Annotated in this window: 13 protein-coding genes and 1 pseudogene; 3 read left to right on the top strand and 11 right to left on the bottom strand. The window is 66.6% G+C overall.

Annotated features, from left to right (window positions below):
* Window positions 1–53 precede the first annotated feature (53 nt).
* The gene (locus WS70_RS21515; RefSeq protein WP_059598070.1) at window positions 54–1676 is read right to left on the bottom strand and encodes an AMP-binding protein; all 1623 of its coding nucleotides are present in this window, start codon (window positions 1674–1676) and stop codon (window positions 54–56) included.
* A gap of 673 nt (window positions 1677–2349) precedes the next feature.
* Here WS70_RS21515 and WS70_RS31725 point away from each other — a divergent pair.
* A complete protein-coding gene (locus tag WS70_RS31725; protein WP_156438138.1) occupies window positions 2350–2577 on the top strand; it encodes a hypothetical protein in 228 nt (75 codons plus the stop codon).
* Window positions 2578–2893: 316 nt separating this feature from the next.
* Here the strand turns inward: WS70_RS31725 and WS70_RS21505 are convergent, their stop codons facing one another.
* From WS70_RS21505 to WS70_RS21455, 10 genes and pseudogenes are all read right to left on the bottom strand, one after another.
* The gene (locus tag WS70_RS21505; protein ID WP_059598072.1) at window positions 2894–5425 is read right to left on the bottom strand and encodes an adenosylcobalamin-dependent ribonucleoside-diphosphate reductase; all 2532 of its coding nucleotides are present in this window, start codon (window positions 5423–5425) and stop codon (window positions 2894–2896) included.
* Window positions 5426–5809: 384 nt separating this feature from the next.
* Window positions 5810–7114, bottom strand: coding sequence for an acyl-CoA dehydrogenase family protein (locus WS70_RS33900; protein WP_418230166.1), 1305 nt, complete (start codon window positions 7112–7114; stop codon window positions 5810–5812).
* Window positions 7087–7653 carry a carboxymuconolactone decarboxylase family protein gene (locus WS70_RS21490; RefSeq protein ID WP_059598073.1) on the bottom strand — a complete coding sequence of 189 codons (567 nt, stop codon included), beginning with the start codon at window positions 7651–7653 and terminating at the stop codon, window positions 7087–7089. The genes WS70_RS33900 and WS70_RS21490 overlap by 28 nt, the downstream gene beginning before the upstream one ends.
* A 157-nt stretch (window positions 7654–7810) precedes the next feature.
* Window positions 7811–8780 (bottom strand): annotated as a pseudogene (locus WS70_RS21485) (AraC family transcriptional regulator).
* Between the two features lie 340 nt (window positions 8781–9120).
* Window positions 9121–10761, bottom strand: a complete 1641-nt coding sequence (gene groL / locus WS70_RS21480) for a chaperonin GroEL (protein WP_059471373.1) — start codon at window positions 10759–10761, stop codon at window positions 9121–9123.
* A gap of 13 nt (window positions 10762–10774) precedes the next feature.
* Window positions 10775–11065, bottom strand: a complete 291-nt coding sequence (locus WS70_RS21475) for a co-chaperone GroES (protein WP_059471374.1) — start codon at window positions 11063–11065, stop codon at window positions 10775–10777.
* Between the two features lie 166 nt (window positions 11066–11231).
* Window positions 11232–11645 carry a hypothetical protein gene (locus WS70_RS21470; protein ID WP_059598074.1) on the bottom strand — a complete coding sequence of 138 codons (414 nt, stop codon included), beginning with the start codon at window positions 11643–11645 and terminating at the stop codon, window positions 11232–11234.
* Between the two features lie 101 nt (window positions 11646–11746).
* Window positions 11747–12709 carry an agmatinase gene (gene speB / locus WS70_RS21465; RefSeq protein WP_059598075.1) on the bottom strand — a complete coding sequence of 321 codons (963 nt, stop codon included), beginning with the start codon at window positions 12707–12709 and terminating at the stop codon, window positions 11747–11749.
* A gap of 130 nt (window positions 12710–12839) precedes the next feature.
* Entirely contained in the window at window positions 12840–14330 is a 1491-nt protein-coding gene (locus tag WS70_RS21460; RefSeq protein ID WP_059598076.1) for an aldehyde dehydrogenase, read from the bottom strand.
* A 98-nt stretch (window positions 14331–14428) separates the two neighbouring features.
* Window positions 14429–14980: a cupin domain-containing protein gene (locus WS70_RS21455; protein WP_059471378.1), complete on the bottom strand. Its 552-nt coding sequence runs from the start codon at window positions 14978–14980 to the stop codon at window positions 14429–14431.
* Between the two features lie 428 nt (window positions 14981–15408).
* Here WS70_RS21455 and WS70_RS33090 point away from each other — a divergent pair, with 428 nt between their 5' ends.
* Both WS70_RS33090 and WS70_RS21440 read left to right on the top strand, forming a co-directional pair.
* A complete protein-coding gene (locus WS70_RS33090) occupies window positions 15409–15612 on the top strand; it encodes a hypothetical protein (RefSeq protein WP_071811507.1) in 204 nt (67 codons plus the stop codon).
* Between the two features lie 303 nt (window positions 15613–15915).
* Window positions 15916–16716 carry a gamma-glutamyl-gamma-aminobutyrate hydrolase family protein gene (locus WS70_RS21440; RefSeq protein WP_059598083.1) on the top strand — a complete coding sequence of 267 codons (801 nt, stop codon included), beginning with the start codon at window positions 15916–15918 and terminating at the stop codon, window positions 16714–16716.
* The last annotated feature ends 24 nt before the right edge of the window (window positions 16717–16740 follow it).

The following is a 16740-nucleotide window of genomic DNA, read 5'->3' as shown; positions in this document are numbered from 1 at the left end:
CGTTGTCGATGCCGATCGCCGGCCGCGCGCGGCGCCGCCGGCCCGCGCGGCCGTCAGGCCGCTTGCGCGTCCTCGGCCGCCTGTCGCAGCTTGAAGCGCTGCAGCTTGCCGGACTCGTTGCGCGGCAGTCCGCTCGCGTGATACTCGATGCGCCGCGGATACTTGTAAGGCGCGATCAGCGCCTTCACGTGCTGCTGGAGCGCCGCCGTCAACGCATCGGAGCCGCTCACGCCGGGGCGCAGCACGACGTGCGCGCACACGACCGTGCCGCCGCGCTCGTCGGGCGCGCCGACGACGCCGCACTCGAGCACGTCCGCGTGGTGCAGCATCGCTTCCTCGACTTCGGCGGGCGAAATGGTGTAGCCGAGGCTGATGATCAGATCGTCGGCGCGCGCCTGGTAGAACAGGTAGCCTTCCTCGTCGAGATACGCGGCATCGCCCGTCAAGTTCCAGCCGTGCTGCACGTAGTCGCCCTGCCGCGCGTCGTTCAGATAGCGGCAGCCGGTCGGCCCCTGCACCGCGAGGCGGCCGACGTGGTAAGGCGGCAGACGCTCGCCGTGCTCGTCGAGGATCGCGAGCCGGTAGCCGGGCACCGCCTTTCCGATCGCCCCTTCCTTCGCCCGCGCTTCATCCGCCGACGCGAAGATGTGCAGCATCTCGGTCGCGCCGATGCCATCGATGATGCGGATGCCCGTCCGGGCCAGCCACGCGTTGCGCGTCGGCACCGGCAGCGCCTCGCCCGCGCACACGCATTTGCGCAGGCTCGAGATGTCATGATCGTCGACGGCGTCGAGCATCGCGCGATAGGCGGCCGGCGCGGTGAAGAGGATGCTGACGCGATGCGCGTCGATCGCGGCGAGCAGCCGCTCCGGCTTCGCCCGCTGCAACAGCACGACGCTCGCGCCGACGCTCAGCGGAAACAGCAGCAGCGCGCCGAGGCCGAACGTAAACGCGAGCGGCGGCGAGCCGCAGAACACGTCGTCCGCGTCGGGCTTCAGCACGTGCTGCGGGAAGCAATGGCAGATCGCCATCACGTCGCGATGGAAATGCACGGTCGCCTTCGGCCGCCCGGTCGTGCCGGACGTGAACGCGACGATGCACGGATCGTCGGCTCGCGTGTCGACCGTCTCGAACGTGGCCGGGTACTCGCGCATCAACCGCTCGAACGCGCCAGTCTCGTCCGCTTCGTAGCAGCGGACGAATTCGACGCCAGGCGCGGCCGCCATGGCCGCCTGCAATTCCGCCGACACCGATGCCTCGCAGAGCGCATGCGAAACCTTCGCCTGCGCGATGACTTTCGACATCTCGCCCGCGCGCAGCAGCGGCATCGTCGTCACGGCGACGCCGCCCGCCTTGACGATCGCGAACCACGCGGCGGCGAGGAACGGATGATTGGTTCCGTGCAGCAGCACCCGGTTGCCCGGAACGAGGCCGCCGTCGCGCACCAGCATGTTCGCGATCCGGTTGCTGTATTCGAACAGATCGCGATACGACCACGCGACGCCGAATTCGGTCTTGATCGCGACGCGATCGCCCCAGCCGCGCTCGGTCACGGCGGCATCGAGGAGCGCCGCCGCGCAATTGATGCGCGCCGGAAACTGCAGGTCCGGCAACTCGAAGACGAACTCCGGCAGATCGGTTGTTGCAGGCAGATTCATGCGGCAAAAGTTGTCCATCGTCAGTGCTCACGAGAAGTTGACTGAGAAACCGGGGTGATTCGGCGCCGCGCGCGCCATCCGACGCGGACCGGACGCCGGCGAAGCCGCGCGTGCCGCGTGCCGGCTTCGTCGATCGAGCGCGCTCCGATCGATCGCGGGCCTGCGTCCGCCGACGCTCGCCTCACCGTTTCCCCGACGGCGCAGGCGGCGGCATTCTCGTCGCGGCCACTCATCGCATTCGAATTCCGGAAGACAATGACCGCCGCAACCGGCGATTCATCGGAAGCGCTCGGACTGAAATTTCGAATTCATCCAATTCAGGCCGGCACATCCCGAAATTCGATCATTTCAATCCACTGAACCATTTCAAATAATTTTCATGACCTGAAAATATCTTTCCGCCAATCTTGAGCGCGCAATATTAAAAACAAATTTCAGAAAAATAAAGCCCTTGCCTGAAAACACTGTCCTAAATAGTCGACTATTCAACCCCCCAATGCATTGGGGCCCAGGGATTACTAGCCCCCCTCCATTTCGTTGACTTGTCAAAAATCCGGAAATATCGTTTTATGGCAGCCAATATACTTCAGATAAAATTCGCCTGAGCAAGTTTATGTTTCAAATATCGAAACAACGACTTTCATCTTTTTATACTTCGCTTTTCAATTCGCTCCATTGAACCAAAATTCAATTGAATGGCGTGTTCCAAGCATTGATCCATTCAACCACCCAATCAGAAAATTTCGGCCACACGATCGAATCTTCATTCGGTCAATACGCGATGGCCGAATCGGCGCGCACGCGACGCATTGATCCCCCCGCACCGCTCGGTTCGAACGAGGACGCAAACGGGTTCATTCGCCGCGCGGATAGGCCGCTGCCGCTCGGGCAGCCGAGCGATCCGGTTGAATCGAATTGAAACGGGGCAGACCGGAAGTTGGAGAGGCCGGGCCGACGCCGATCCCGTTCTCGTGATGCTTCGGTGGAAAATCGGCGCGTCGCGCGGCGCTCGGACGATGCGCGCAATGGCAGCCGAGTCGAAATCGATTGCTTCGTCCATCTCGCCGTCCCGTAGTGCGGACATCGCACGCGGGCGCCGACGCGACAGTGCGACAGCGCCTATCGGACGAAGCGATCGTGAATCGAAGCGCCGCGCGCGATCGATAGCCCCGCACGGCCGAGCTTCGTGGAAATCGCGCGCCGGCTACTGCGCCGGCGCGCGCCTCGAACAGCAGTCAACCGCAGGCGCCGATCTCGCCGCACGCGGTGCAGAAATCGCAGCCGTCCTTGCGGATCACCGCATTCGCGCCGCACGAGTTGCATTTGCGCCCGAACATCGTGCGCAGTCCGGCGGCGTTGCGCGTGGCCGCAACCGTCTCGTCGGCGCTTTCGCCACCCGCCGATTCCGTCTCGGCGGCGAGCATCGCGGCGACCGCGTGCGAATCCGCACCGCCGCGCGGCAGCGTCGCGAGCAGGCGCGACGGCACCTGATTGCCTTCCGCATCGAGGAAGCCGCGACGATGCAGGATCTGCTGGATCGCGAAGCTGAGCGCCGCGACCTCGGAATCGTGCCACAGCGGGATGCGCCGGCCGTCGAGCCGCTGCGTCTCGCCGAGCCGCACCTGCCCGCGGTCCCACGACACCTTGCGCAGATCCTGCAGATTGCGTGCGACGAAGCCGCCGCGCGCGGCGAGCGACAGCGAACGCATCGTCGCCGTGATCCATTGCTGCGACTCGTCGCGCTGGCCGACCGGGATGAAGAATTCGATCGGCCGCTCGATCGTCACCTCTTCGCCGCCGATGCGCCCCGTCACTTCCATGAACGACACCGCGACGTACAGCGATTTCTTGCCTAGCTGCGTCAAGTATTCGACCTTCTCGATCACGGCGGGAAGCTCGCCCTTCGGCCGGTGGTCGATCGCGATCCGCAGCGGATCGAGGTCCGCCTCCGTCAGCGTGTCCTCCGGCTCGGACGTGTGCAGCACCGCGCCGAGCGTCTCGTTCGGCCGATACGTCGCGAGTCCCTTCAGGCCGCTCTTCCACGCGTCGAAATAGAGACTCTCGAAATCGTCGAACGGATAATCGGCGGGCACGTTGACCGTCTTCGAGATCGACGTGTCGACGTACGGCTGCACGGCCGCCATCATCGCGAGATGGTCGTGCGCGGACATCTGCAGCGCGCTGACGAAATAACCGGGCAGCGCGTCGACGTCGCCGCCCAGCTCGCGATACAGCCGGTACGCGTAATCCTCGACCGCGAACGTCTGGCGGCCGCCGTCCGCCATGATCTTCGTGCGCTGATAGGTCCACGAGAACGCGGGCTCGATGCCGTTCGACGCGTTGTCCGCGAACGCGAGGCTCACGGTGCCCGTCGGCGCGATCGACAGCAAGTGGCTGTTGCGAATGCCGTCGCGCCGGATCGCGTTCTGGATGTCGTCGGGCAGGCGCGACGCGAACGTGCCCGCTTCGAGATACCGGTCCGCGTCGAAAAGCGGAAACGCGCCGCGCTCGCGCGCGAGCTCGACCGACGCGCCATACGCCGCGTCACGCATCTCGCGCCCGACGCGCGCGGCGAAATCGCGGCCTTCCTGCGAGTCGTAGCGCAGGCCGAGCATCACGAGCGTGTCGCCGAGGCCCGTGAAGCCGATGCCGATCCGCCGCTTCTGTTCCGCCTCGTGGCGCTGTTCGGGCAGCGGCCACAGCGTCACGTCGAGCACGTCGTCGAGAAAGCGCACCTGCGTGCGCGTGCGCTCGGCGAGCGCATCCCAGTCGAACAGGCTGTCGCCGCCTTGCAGTTGCGCGAACGGGTCGATCACGAAGCGCGTCAGGTTGAGCGGCCCGAGATTGCAGCAGCCGTATGCGGGCAGCGGCTGCTCGCCGCACGGATTCGTCGCACGAATCGTCTCCGCCGCGCGCAGGTTGTTGTCGTCGTTCATCTTCGAGATGAACACGACGCCCGGCTCGGCGACGTCGTACGTCGAGCGCATGATCTTGTCCCAGATCGCGCGCGCGCGCTTTTCCGCATAGACCCACATCCCGTCGTCGCGCCGATGCAGGTCGTCCGCCGCGCGCCGTGCGGGCGACGGCTCCGCACGATGCACGAGCTGCCAGGGCAGGTCCTGCTCGACCGCATCCATGAACACATCGGTGATCGCGACCGAGATGTTGAAGTTGTTCCAGCGGCCCTTCGAGTGCTTCGCTTCGATGAATTCGAGCAGATCCGGATGATCGCAATCGAGCACCGCCATCTGCGCGCCGCGCCGTGCGCCCGCGCTTTCGACGGTGCGGCACGACGCGTCGAACACGTCGATGTAGCTGCACGGCCCGGACGCGCTAGAGCCCGTCGAGTGCACGTACGCGCCGCGCGGGCGAATCGCCGAGAAGTTGTAGCCGACCCCGCCGCCGCGTCGCATCGTCTCGGCCGCCTGCAGCAGCGCAACGTAGATGCCGGGCAGCCCGCGCTCGTCGACGCCCTGGATGCAGTCGCCAACTGGCTGCACGAAGCAGTTGATCAGCGTCGCCGCGATCGAGCTGCCCGCCGCGCTCATGATCCGGCCCGCGCCGAGCGCGCCGCGCTGCAGATGCTCGACGAAGCGCGCCTCGATTTCGTCGCGCAACGCGGCGGGCTCCGCCTGCGCGACGCCGTGCGCGACACGGCGATAGATGTCGTCGACCGTCCGCTCGTCGCCCTTCGCGTATTTTTCCAGCAGCACGTCGGTGGAGAATTGTTGCGGAGCGAGGTGGAGCTCGGATGCGATGGTCGCCATGGACAGCCTCTCTACGGCATTGCGCGTGGATCATGGGCTCGACACGCCGGCCACCGGCACGTGGCGATCGAGAGCGGCGCGTCGCCGCATTCGACGACCATACCGCAGCCGCCATTCCGCCGCAATCGGCGGCGCGCGGCCGCCGCGCGGAAAACTACGGCCGGATCAACGGAAAGCCGACGAGCGATGGGAAATCGGGGCGCCGGGTACGCATTGTCGCGCAACGGGTAGCAAGTTGCTTGCCGCTTCGCAGCATGCGTGCGGCGCGCACGCGCGCACGCGCGCTCCGCACGGGCACGGGCTTGGGCTTGGGCTTGGGCTTGGGCTTGGGCACGGCGCATGCACGCGCCGAGCCGGCGATGCGTGAGGCGACCGCGCGTCGCGTCACGCGCGCGCCTTCGTCCAGCGGGTAAGCGCGGCCCGCCCGAGCGCATCGAGCGCGAGCCCGATCGCGCCGATCGCCCTCGCCCGAGCGCATCTCGAAGCCTCCGCGCGCCGCCGCACGCGCGGCAATCGTCCACACGCCGGCCGTCCCGCCGCGCCCGTCGAGCAGCACGATCCGGTCCGCGACGCGCAGCGCCTCGTCGATGTCGTGCGTGACGAGCACGGTTGCCGCCCGCGTGTCGGCGGCGACGCGCAGCAGCGGGTCCTGCATGTCGGTGCGCGTCGCGGCGTCGAGCGCGCCGAACGGCTCGTCAAGCAGCAGCACTTGCGGCCGCCGCTCGCCTGCAATTCGAGCTGCACAGCCGTTTGCGCGAGCTCGGCGAGCGCGATCCGGATCTCGAAGAGCCGTGCGCGCTGCGCGCCGAACGTGCCGTCGCGCAGCCCGGCGACGAGACGCTCGACGGTCGCATCGAGCATGTCGCTCGCGGCGGCGATTTCCATATCGAGCACGCGGCGCGCGGCGCCCGCCGAGCAGCGCGCCTCGTCGAGCGAGCGGCTCGCGAGCCCGATCGCCATCGCGCATTGCATCCCGAGAAACGCGGGGCGTACGACAGGCAGGAACGCGTGCGCATCGTCGTGAATCCGCCAGCGCGCGTCGAGCGCGACGTCGTCGAACCGCAGCGCGGCCGTATTGCTGCCGCGCAACGCGATCAGATCGAGGTCGTCGCTTCTCGTGAGACCGGCCACATCGCCGCGCACCGCGAAGATCGACGCCGCGCGCCCTTCGTGCGCAACCGCGACCGCGACGAGCACACCGCCCGGCCGCACGTTCGTCACCCAAGGCAACGCGCCGTTCAGACGCCATGCTTCGGAAGACGAAGGATCCGGTGTCGCGTCGAGCTGTAACGATTCGATCCCCTGTAGATACTTCATCGCATTCGACAGGCCGGTCGCGCCGGCCGCTTCGCCGTTCAGCAGCGACGGCAGCCAGCGCGCGCGCAGCTCGGCATTCGCGCTGTGCAGCAGATATTCGATGAAGGTCCGCCGCGCCCAGCACACGAACGCGGCCGTCAGCGAATGCCGGGCGAGCGCGGCGATCGTCGCGACCGCCTCGACGACGTCGGCCGCCGCGCCGTCGCGCTCGGGCACGCCCGCGCGAAACGCGCCCGCCGCGGCGAGGCGCGGCACGAGCGGCTGTTTCGATGCGGACGACGCGTCGAGCGACGCCGCGTGCGCATCGAGCCAGCCGGTCAGCGCCGGATCGAGCGCGATCCGGGTCAGGCGGGTTGCGTGCGCGGTTCCCATCGGTAGGCGGCCAGTTCAGGATTCAATTCGTTCTGCGCGAGATTGTTCGCGGAGTTGCAGAGCGTCGCGAGGCTCACGCCGAGCACGATCTCGAGCGCATTCGCGCGCGTGAAGCCTGCGGCGAGGAACGCATCGAACCGTGCGTCGATGACCGCGCCGCGCGTCGCGATCACCGCGCGCGTGAACGTCGCGATCGCCGCGAGACGCGCGTCGGCGGGCGGCTCGCCCGCGCGCAGCGCATCGACGTCCGCATTCGGGACGTGCGCCTTCTTCAGCGCGACCGCGGTATGCCCGGCGACGCAGAAACCGCAGCCGTGCGTCGCGGCGGCCGTGATCTGCACGGCTTCGCGCTCGGCGAGCGTGAGGCCGCTGCGACCGTTGATCTCGGCGACGGTCAGATAGGTTTCGAGCGCCGTCGGCGCGTTCGCGAGCGATGCGACGAGATTCGGCAGGAAGCCGTTGTTGTTCAGCGTCCGGGTGAGATACGAGACGCTCGCTTCGGGCGCATCGCTCGGCGTGAGAAGAGGAAGTCCGCTCATGTGAGGCTCCGGATGGGATGCACCATTGTCCGAAGCTCGCCGACGGCGGGCAATGCGCGAAGGTCTTCGAGTGCTGCGAATTCGTCCACGCGTGCGAAGCGGCGAACGAAAGCACGAAGCGGACGCTTCCGCGTAACGTCGAAGCGACGGAACCCGCTCAATGCAATGCGGCGTTCGCTCCAGCGGCATGCGGGCCGTCGGCCGCGCGGCGGGGCGGCGGCGCACCGCCCTGCTCGCGCCGGTATGCGCCCGGCTGCAGCCCAACGGTTCGCTTGAACGCATGCGCGAACGCCGATTCCGACTGGTAGCCGACCCATTCGGCGACGCGCGCGATCGCCTCGCCCTGCCGCAGCATCTCGGCCGCGATCTTCATCCGGATCAGCGTGACGAATTGCGCGGGCGGCTGGCCGCACGCATCGACGAAGCGCTTGAAGAACGTCGCGCGGGACATGTGCGCGAACGACGCCATTACATCGGTCGTCCATGGGTCGCCCGGCCGGTCGATGACGGCCGCGATCAGGCTCGCGAATTCGGCGCGGCGCATCAGCGGCGCGAGGCCGCTCGCGAGCGAATCGTCGTCGACCGCGTCGCGCACCGCGTAGAAGAACAGCAGTTCGGTCAGCCGCGCGATCAGCGGCGACGGCTCGTCGAACGAGCCGGGCATCGCCGCCTCAGTGCGGATCAGCCCGACGATCGCATGGATCTGTTCGGCCGCCGCGCTGTCGCGCCGAACCACGAGGCAATCGGGCAAGTACGATGCGATCCAGTCGCTCGAGCCGTTGCGAAACGCGAGAAAGCCGCATGCGAGGCCGACCGCGCCCGGCGCGCCGGGATCGAAGCGCTGCATGGCGGGCGCCGTGCGCACGGCGTCGCGCCGGACGTCAGCGCATGCGGGAGATCGCGCATCAGGAACACCGCGTCGCCCTCGGCGAGCGGCACGCTCGCGCGGCCATCGGAGATATGCAGCCGCAGCCGCCATGCAGCACGACGTGGAAGCTCGCCCGCGCGCGGCCGGCCGTCGACGCGCGCCAGCCGTCGCCGCAGTATTGGCCGACGTGAAAGATCGAGCTGACGGGCTCGAGGCTCGACAGCAGCCAGTGGATGATCTTGTCTGTATGCGCCCGCATGCGTCGCGCCCCCGATCGTGTCGTGTTGGTCGAATGCGATGGTGATCGCATTACGTTAACGGCATCGCGCCGGCAGACAAACCAACGTTTCATTGGACGCTTATGAGCATGGGAAATAAATGCAACGCGGCAGGCGTCGAACGGTTCGGTTCGACGCCTGCCGCTTGGCGGGCATTCGGTTCGGTGTACGGCGCTTCGCTTTGCGTGCCGTGCGTCGTGCGTCACGCGTCACGTCCGATGCCGCGCACCGGCCTGCGTTACCGCGTCGCACCCAGGCGCGCTGCGTACAGGCGCGCGCCCGTCGAGCACGGCGCGCATCCACCGCCGCACCACGCGCTCCTCAGAAGTCGAAGCCCGGACCGCCCGCGCCAGGCACGCCCGCCGGCGCGGGCGACGACGCGTCCTTCGGCGCTTCGTGGACGGTCGCGTCCGTCGTCAGCAGCAGTCCCGCGACCGACGCCGCATTTTGCAGCGCGGTGCGCGTGACCTTCGTCGGATCGAGCACGCCTGATTCGACGAGGTCGCCGTATTCGCCCGTCGCCGCGTTGTAGCCGTAGTTGCCCTCGCCGGCCGCGACCGTCGCGACGACGACGCTCGCCTCTTCGCCCGCGTTCGCGACGATCTGGCGCAGCGGCTCTTCGAGCGCGCGCAGCACGATGTTGATGCCGGCCTTCTGATCGGCGTTCACGCCGACCAGATCCGCGATCGCCTGCTTCACGCGAATCAGCGCGACGCCGCCGCCCGGCACGATGCCTTCCTCGACGGCCGCGCGCGTCGCGTGCAGCGCATCGTCGACGCGATCCTTCTTCTCCTTCACTTCGATTTCGGTTGCGCCGCCGACCTTGATCACCGCGACGCCGCCCGCGAGCTTCGCGACGCGCTCCTGCAGCTTCTCGCGATCGTAGTCGGACGTCGCGTCAGCGATCTGCGCGCGGATCTGCTTCACGCGCGCCTCGATGTTCGGCTTGTCGCCCGCGCCGTCGATGAGCGTCGTGCTGTCCTTGCCGACCTCGATGCGCTTCGCGCGCCCGAGCTCGGCGAGCGTCGCCTTCTCGAGCGAGAGGCCGGTTTCCTCGGCGATCACCTGGCCGCCCGTCAGGATCGCGATGTCTTCCAGCAGCGCCTTGCGGCGGTCGCCGAAGCCGGGCGCCTTGACCGCAACGGTCTTCAGGATGCCTCGAATGTTGTTGACGACGAGCGTCGCCAGCGCTTCGCCCTCGACGTCCTCGGCGACGATGAGGAGCGGCCGCCCCGCTTTCGCGACCTGCTCGAGCACCGGCAGCAGATCGCGAATGTTCGAGATCTTCTTGTCGTGCAGCAGGATGAACGGCTCGTCGAGCACCGCGAGCTGGCGGTCGGGATTGTTGATGAAGTACGGCGACAGATAACCGCGATCGAACTGCAGCCCTTCGACGACATCGAGTTCGTCGGCGAGCGACTTGCCGTCCTCGACGGTGATCACGCCCTCCTTGCCGACGCGGTCGATCGCCTCGGCGATCCGCTGGCCGATCGATTCCTCGCCGTTCGCCGAAATCGTCGCGACCTGCGCGATCTCCTTGCTTGTCGTCGTCGGCTTGCTGATCTTCTTCAGCGCCTCGACCGCGGCCAGCACGGCCTTGTCGATCCCACGCTTCAGATCGAGCGGATTCAGGCCCGCGGCGACGTACTTCTGCCCTTCGCGAACGATCGCCTGCGCGAGCACGGTCGCGGTCGTCGTGCCGTCGCCCGCCGCATCGCTCGTCTTCGATGCGACTTCCTTCACGAGCTGCGCGCCGATGTTCTGCACCTTGTCCGCGAGCTCGATCTCCTTCGCGACCGACACGCCATCCTTCGTGACGACGGGCGCGCCGAAGCTGCGCTCGAGCACGACGTTGCGGCCTTTCGGGCCGAGCGTGACCTTCACCGCGTTCGCGAGTAGATTGACGCCTTCGACGAGCTTCGTGCGCGCGCCATCGTGAAAAATGATTTCTTTCGCTGCCATGACTCGGCGCTCCTCAGGAATGAACGACTGCGACGATTTCTTCTTCGCGCAGCACCAGCAATTCGTTGCCGTCGACCTTCACGGGCTGCCCGGCGTACTTGCCGAACAGCACGCGCTCGCCGACCTTCACGTCGGGTTCGACACGCTTGCCGTCGGCGTCGCGCCGGCCGGGGCCGACGGCGACGATCTCGCCCTGGTCGGGCTTTTCCGCCGCGCTGTCCGGGATGACGATGCCCGACGCGGTCTTGGTTTCCTGGTCGAGTCGCTTGACGACGACGCGATCGTGGAGCGGACGTAGGCTCATTCTCAGGTTTCCTTATCGAAGTCGTTGGCACTCGGGTTCGATGAGCGCCAGTCCGGTGTCGAGTATAGAAACGTGCAGTCGATCGCTCCAATAACGGATTGGCACAAACTTATCGGCGAATCGCATAAGGTGCGACCGGGCATCCATCGGCCGGCGGCCGGTTGCGCTAGATGAAGAACGTGTCGAGGAACGCCGCCGCTTCGTCCGAGATGCCGACGATCTTGTTGGTCGCCTGACGATAGAACTTGAAGTTGAGCTCGGTCGCGGGCTGACCGTCGCGCCAGTCCGCGAAGCCTCCGAGTTCGTTTCGTCCGAGCGGCCGCTTCGCGCGCGCCGCGCGCTCGATGGCGACGCTCACGCGCGGCGTTTGCCGAGCCGCGCCGGGAATTTTCGCGATTGCTTCGACGAACGTCACGACGCCGCGCGCGATGAGGCCGCGCCCCCCCTCGTTCTCGCTCGCGAACACGAAGATTGTGTCGCCTTCGGCGATATGCTTGCCGCCGTACATCGTCTTTTGCGCAGTGAACGCGAACGTCTTCGCCTGCGGATCGCTCACTTCGGCTTTGATCGCAAATGCCATGCTTCGCCTCCGTTTGCGCCCAAATTTCGTTGTCGTCCCAGCCAGCCATTTGCGCGCCGCTCGCTCCCGAAATAGGAGCGAGCGCCATTCGGCACCGTCGGTCAGCGCGCGCCGACCTTGCGCTGCCGCCACAGGCACAGCAGATCGCACGCGATGTGCGCGGCCGCGATCGCGGTGATCTCGCTCTGGTCGTACGCGGGTGCGACTTCGACGACGTCCGCGCCGATCAGGTTCACGCCGCCGAGGCCGCGCACGATCGACAGCGCCTGCGCGGACGACAGCCCGCCCGCGACCGGCGTGCCCGTGCCCGGCGCGAACGCGGGATCGAGGCAGTCGATATCGAATGTCAGATAAGCGGGCCGGTCGCCGACGATCGACCGGATGCGTTCGAGCGCCGCGCGCGGACCGTGCTCGTGCACCCACGCGGCGTCGAGCACGTTGATGCCGAGATAGTCGTCGTTCCACGTGCGGATGCCGATCTGCACCGACGTCTTCGGATCGATCAGCCCTTCGTCGACCGCCTTGTAGAACATCGTGCCGTGATTGAGGCTGTCCGGATCGTCGTCGGCCCATGTGTCGCAGTGCGCGTCGAAATGGATCAGCGACAGCGGCCCGCCGTACTTCTGCGCGTGCGCAATCAGCAGCGGATACGTGATGTAGTGATCGCCGCCGAACGTCAGCATCTTCGCGTTCGATCGCAGGATCGTTTGCGCATGCTCGACGATCGCGGCCTTGATCGTCGGCGGATTGTGCGCGTCGAACCAGCAGTCGCCGTAGTCGATCACCGCGAGATCGTCGAACGGATCGAAGCCCCATGGATAGGGATGCAGCTCCGCGAGCTGCACGCTCGCCGCGCGCACCGCGGACGGGCCGAGGCGCGCGCCGGAGCGAAACGTCGTCGCGAGATCGAGCGGCACGCCGGACACGGCGACGTCGACGCCGTCGAGATCGCGACTGTAGTTGCGTCGCATGAACGACAGCACGCCCGCGTAGGTGTTTTCGATCGAGGAACCGTAGAGAGATGGACGGCGGATCGCGCCGTCGCCATAGAGCGTTTCATTCATCGAATGATCCGTTGGAGGGACCGGCTCGTTCGCGGCGCTGCAAGGGAAAAGGCGAACGGGCCGGCGGTTGGATTCATTGGGAACGCGGCGGCGTGATGCGTTCGCGCCGCCGCGCTGGCTTGCGAATCCTTTAGCGCAGCCGCACGAGCGTCGACTTCAGCTCGGTGTACTTCTCCAGTGCGTGCAACGACTTGTCGCGGCCGTTGCCCGATTGCTTGTAGCCGCCGAACGGGAAATTCATGTCGCCCCCTTCGTCGTAGCAGTTGACCCATACCGTGCCCGCGCGCAGCCGACGCGCGACTTCGTGCGCGGTCGTCAGACTCGAGGTCCACACCGCGGCGCCGAGCCCGTAATCGCTGTCGTTCGCGATCCTCACCGCTTCGTCGACCGAATCGAACGTGATCACCGACAACACCGGGCCGAAGATTTCCTCGCGCGCGATCTTCGCGTCGGGCGTCGTATCGAACACGGTCGGCTCGATGTAGAAGCCGCCGCCTTTTTCGTTCACGCGCGCGCCGCCGAGCAGCAGCTTCGCTTCGCCGCGGCCCGACTCGATATAGCCGAGCACGCGTTCGAGCTGGACCTCATCGACGATCGCGCCCATCGACACGTTCGGATCGAGCGGATTGCCCGGCGTATACGCGCGCGCCGCGGCGACGAGCTTCTCGACGAACGCGTCCTTGATGTCGCGATGCACGAGGAGACGCGAGCCCGCCGTGCACATCTCGCCCATGTTGTAGAAGATCGCGCCCGCCGCCGCCTTCGCCGCGCGGTCGAGATCCGGGCAATCGGGCAGCACGATGTTCGGCGACTTGCCGCCGAGTTCGAGCCACACGCGCTTCAGGTTCGATTGCCCCGCGTACTGCATGATCAGCTTGCCGACGCCCGTTGACCCGGTGAACGCGAGACAGTCGACGTCGCGATGCAGCGCGAGCAGCTTGCCCGGCTCGCCGCCGCCCGGCACGACGTTGAACACGCCGGCCGGAATGCCCGCCTCGTGCGCGAGCTGCGCGACCTTGATCGCCGTGAGCGGCGATTTCTCCGAAGGCTTCAGCACGACGCTGTTGCCCGCGGCGAGCGCCGGCCCGAACTTCCACGACGCCATCAGGATCGGGAAATTCCATGGCACGACCGCGGCGACGACGCCGAGCGGCTCGCGCGTGACGAAGCCGACGAGATGATGATCGGCGGGCACCACTTCGCCGCCGACCTTGTCGATCGCTTCCGCGAACCACTCGACACAATACGCGGCGCCCGGCACGTCGACCGTCGTCGTGTCGCCGATCGGCTTGCCCGCGTCGAGCGTCTCGAGCAGCGACAGCTCGTCGAGGCGCTCGCGCATCAGCGCCGCCCAGCGCAGCAGGATCGCCTTGCGCTTGCGCGGGCTCAGGCCCGCCCACACCTGCGCGTCGAACGCGCGCCGCGCGGCGGTCACCGCCGCGTCGACGTCGGCCGCGCCGCAATCGGCGACCTTCACGAGCACGCGGCCGTCGATCGGGCTCACGCAATCGAACGTCTTGCCGCCGTGCGCGTCGCGATACGCGCCGTCGATGAATGCGCGCCCTTCGATCGCGAGCGTCGCAGCCTTGTCCTGCCAGTAAGCCAAAGTCGTCTTGTCCATCGGGATTGCCTCGTAGGATTTGATTCGCCATGCGTAACGACGTACGTGACGCCGCTCGCTTGCGGCGCGCGGCGGCGGCGAATCGCGTTGGCGCGTCGTCAGAAGGTGGGCGGCGAATTCGCCGACACGACCTCGCAGACGTGTTCCGCGCTGGGATTGCGAAAACGGTGCGGCAAGCGGCTCTCGAAGTAGTAGCTGTCTCCGGGATCGAGCAGCCACGTCGTGCCGTCGACGGTCAGCTCGATCTGCCCGGACACGACGACGCCGCCCTCGTGTCCCGCATGCGCGAGCATTTCCGGACCGGTGTCCGCGAGCGGCTGATAGACCTCGCGCATGATGCACATGTTGCGGTCCTTGACGCCGGAGCCCGCGAGATAGAAGCCGATCGCGTCGTTGCCGAGGTTCGGCATCTCGCCGCGGCGCGAGACGACCGAACGGTTCTCGTCGACTTCGAACGTGAAGAACTCCGCGAGACTCATCGGAATGCATTCGAGCAATTTCTTCAGCGATCCTACCGATGGACTGACGCGGTTCTGCTCGATCAGCGAGATGGTGCCGTTCGTGACGCCCGCGCGCTTCGCGAGCTCGCGCTGCGACAGACCGTACTTCACGCGCACGTGACGCAGGCGGGTGGCGACTTCATTGGACATCGATAGGGATTCCGACACGATTGGTAGCGTCTACGACCGACGATTGCGTGGCTCGAGTGTCGAATATTCTAATCACTTTCAATTGATTTCTGTCCGGGAAAACCCTGCAAGGCGTTCGAAATAATGCACGCCGCGGCATGCAATCGCTTATGCAGGATCGATGCCCGCCACAGAAAGAACACAGTGATCCGTATTTTTGAAAAATATTTGACGCCGTTTTTGGCTCGTATATGCTGATCCACAGGTCGGCGTCACATCATCGTCATGTTGCAGCGCGTTCCGACGGTGTACGAAGTATGTAACGCGTTGGCGATCTTGCCGCCGGACCGCCGCCTCGATTTATTAAACGCCGAATGCGTTCGATGAACCGGGGTGTTCAAAACTTTCAACGTCACCAGTCGAGTGTAATCGTGAGAGTCCGTGGCCCTCTGGTAAGGTGGGATCGAAGACATGCGGCAAGCATCCCGCATGACGTCGCCCTCTCCGACGGCAGCAGCGGCGCGCTTGTTCCTCGCCTGCTTCCTTCCGTCTTCACCATCCTGTCCCGTCGTTCCGTACGACGTCACAACGCCGTCTCCGCACGCGCCTACATCGCCGTGCACATCGACGAAGTCGCCTCGCTTCTGCCGTAGCGCCTCTCCTTCTGACGCGGTTCGCTTCGAGCGTATGCCCTGACGCCTGATCGGCGCAGCGGCGTGCCGCATCGTCGCGCGTGCGCTCGACCATCCACGTTGCGCCGCGCGTTCGATTCGAGCGAGCGTCATCCCCATTCGTTGCGTGCCGTGCGGTCGCCCGCTTGCTGCCGTCGCTCGTCCGTCGCGCCTCTCTCTCAGCGGCTTCGCGCATTGCGTGAAGCCGACGGGCCCTGTCACGCCTGCCGTATTGCGATTTCGATGCGCGATTCGCAATCCCGGCATTCATCGAACGTGAAATTCATGCAAAGCAAACCATTGGTCGGAATCATCGCGGATAAAACGATGATCGGCGCGCATCCATCGCACGTCGCCGGCGAGAAATACGTCTCGGCAATCGTCGACGGCGCAAACGCGCTCGCGATGCTCGTGCCCGCGCTCGGCGCGCGGCAAGCGACTCCGGACGTGCTCGCCGCCGTTGACGGACTGCTGTTTACCGGCAGCTATTCGAACGTCGAGCCGCATCGCTACGGCGGCCAGCCGAGCGCGCCCGGCACGCTGCACGACCCGTCGCGCGACGCGACGACGCTGCCGCTGCTGCGCGCGGCGATCGACGCCGGCGTGCCGGTGTTCGCGATCTGCCGCGGCTTCCAGGAGATGAACGTCGTGTTCGGCGGCACGCTGCATCAACAAGTGCATGCGGTCGAAGGCTTCGACGATCACCGCGAAGACAAGCGCGACGCGCTCGACGCGCAGTACGCGCCGGCGCACGCAATTCGGCTCGCGCCCGACGGGCTGCTGCAGCGCCTGCTCGGCGGCGCGGCCGACGCGCGCGTGAATTCGCTGCACAGCCAAGGCATCGCGCAATTGGGCGCGGGCCTCGCAATCGAAGCGGTCGCGCCCGACGGGCTCGTCGAAGCCGTCAGCGTGCCGGACGCACGCGCATTCGCGCTCGGCGTGCAATGGCATCCGGAGTGGAAGCACGCGGACGATCCGCTGTCCACCGCGATCTTCCGCGCGTTCGGCGACGCATGCCGCGACCGGATGCGCGCCCGAATGCAGAACGACGCCGACCTGCTGCCGGCGCATGCGGTTCACGCGTGAAACGGCCCACTACAACGAGAACGA

The organism is Burkholderia mayonis (genome assembly GCF_001523745.2).
GTDB classification, from domain to species: Bacteria; Pseudomonadota; Gammaproteobacteria; order Burkholderiales; family Burkholderiaceae; genus Burkholderia; species Burkholderia mayonis.
This window is presented reverse-complemented; position numbering and strand designations above follow the sequence as displayed.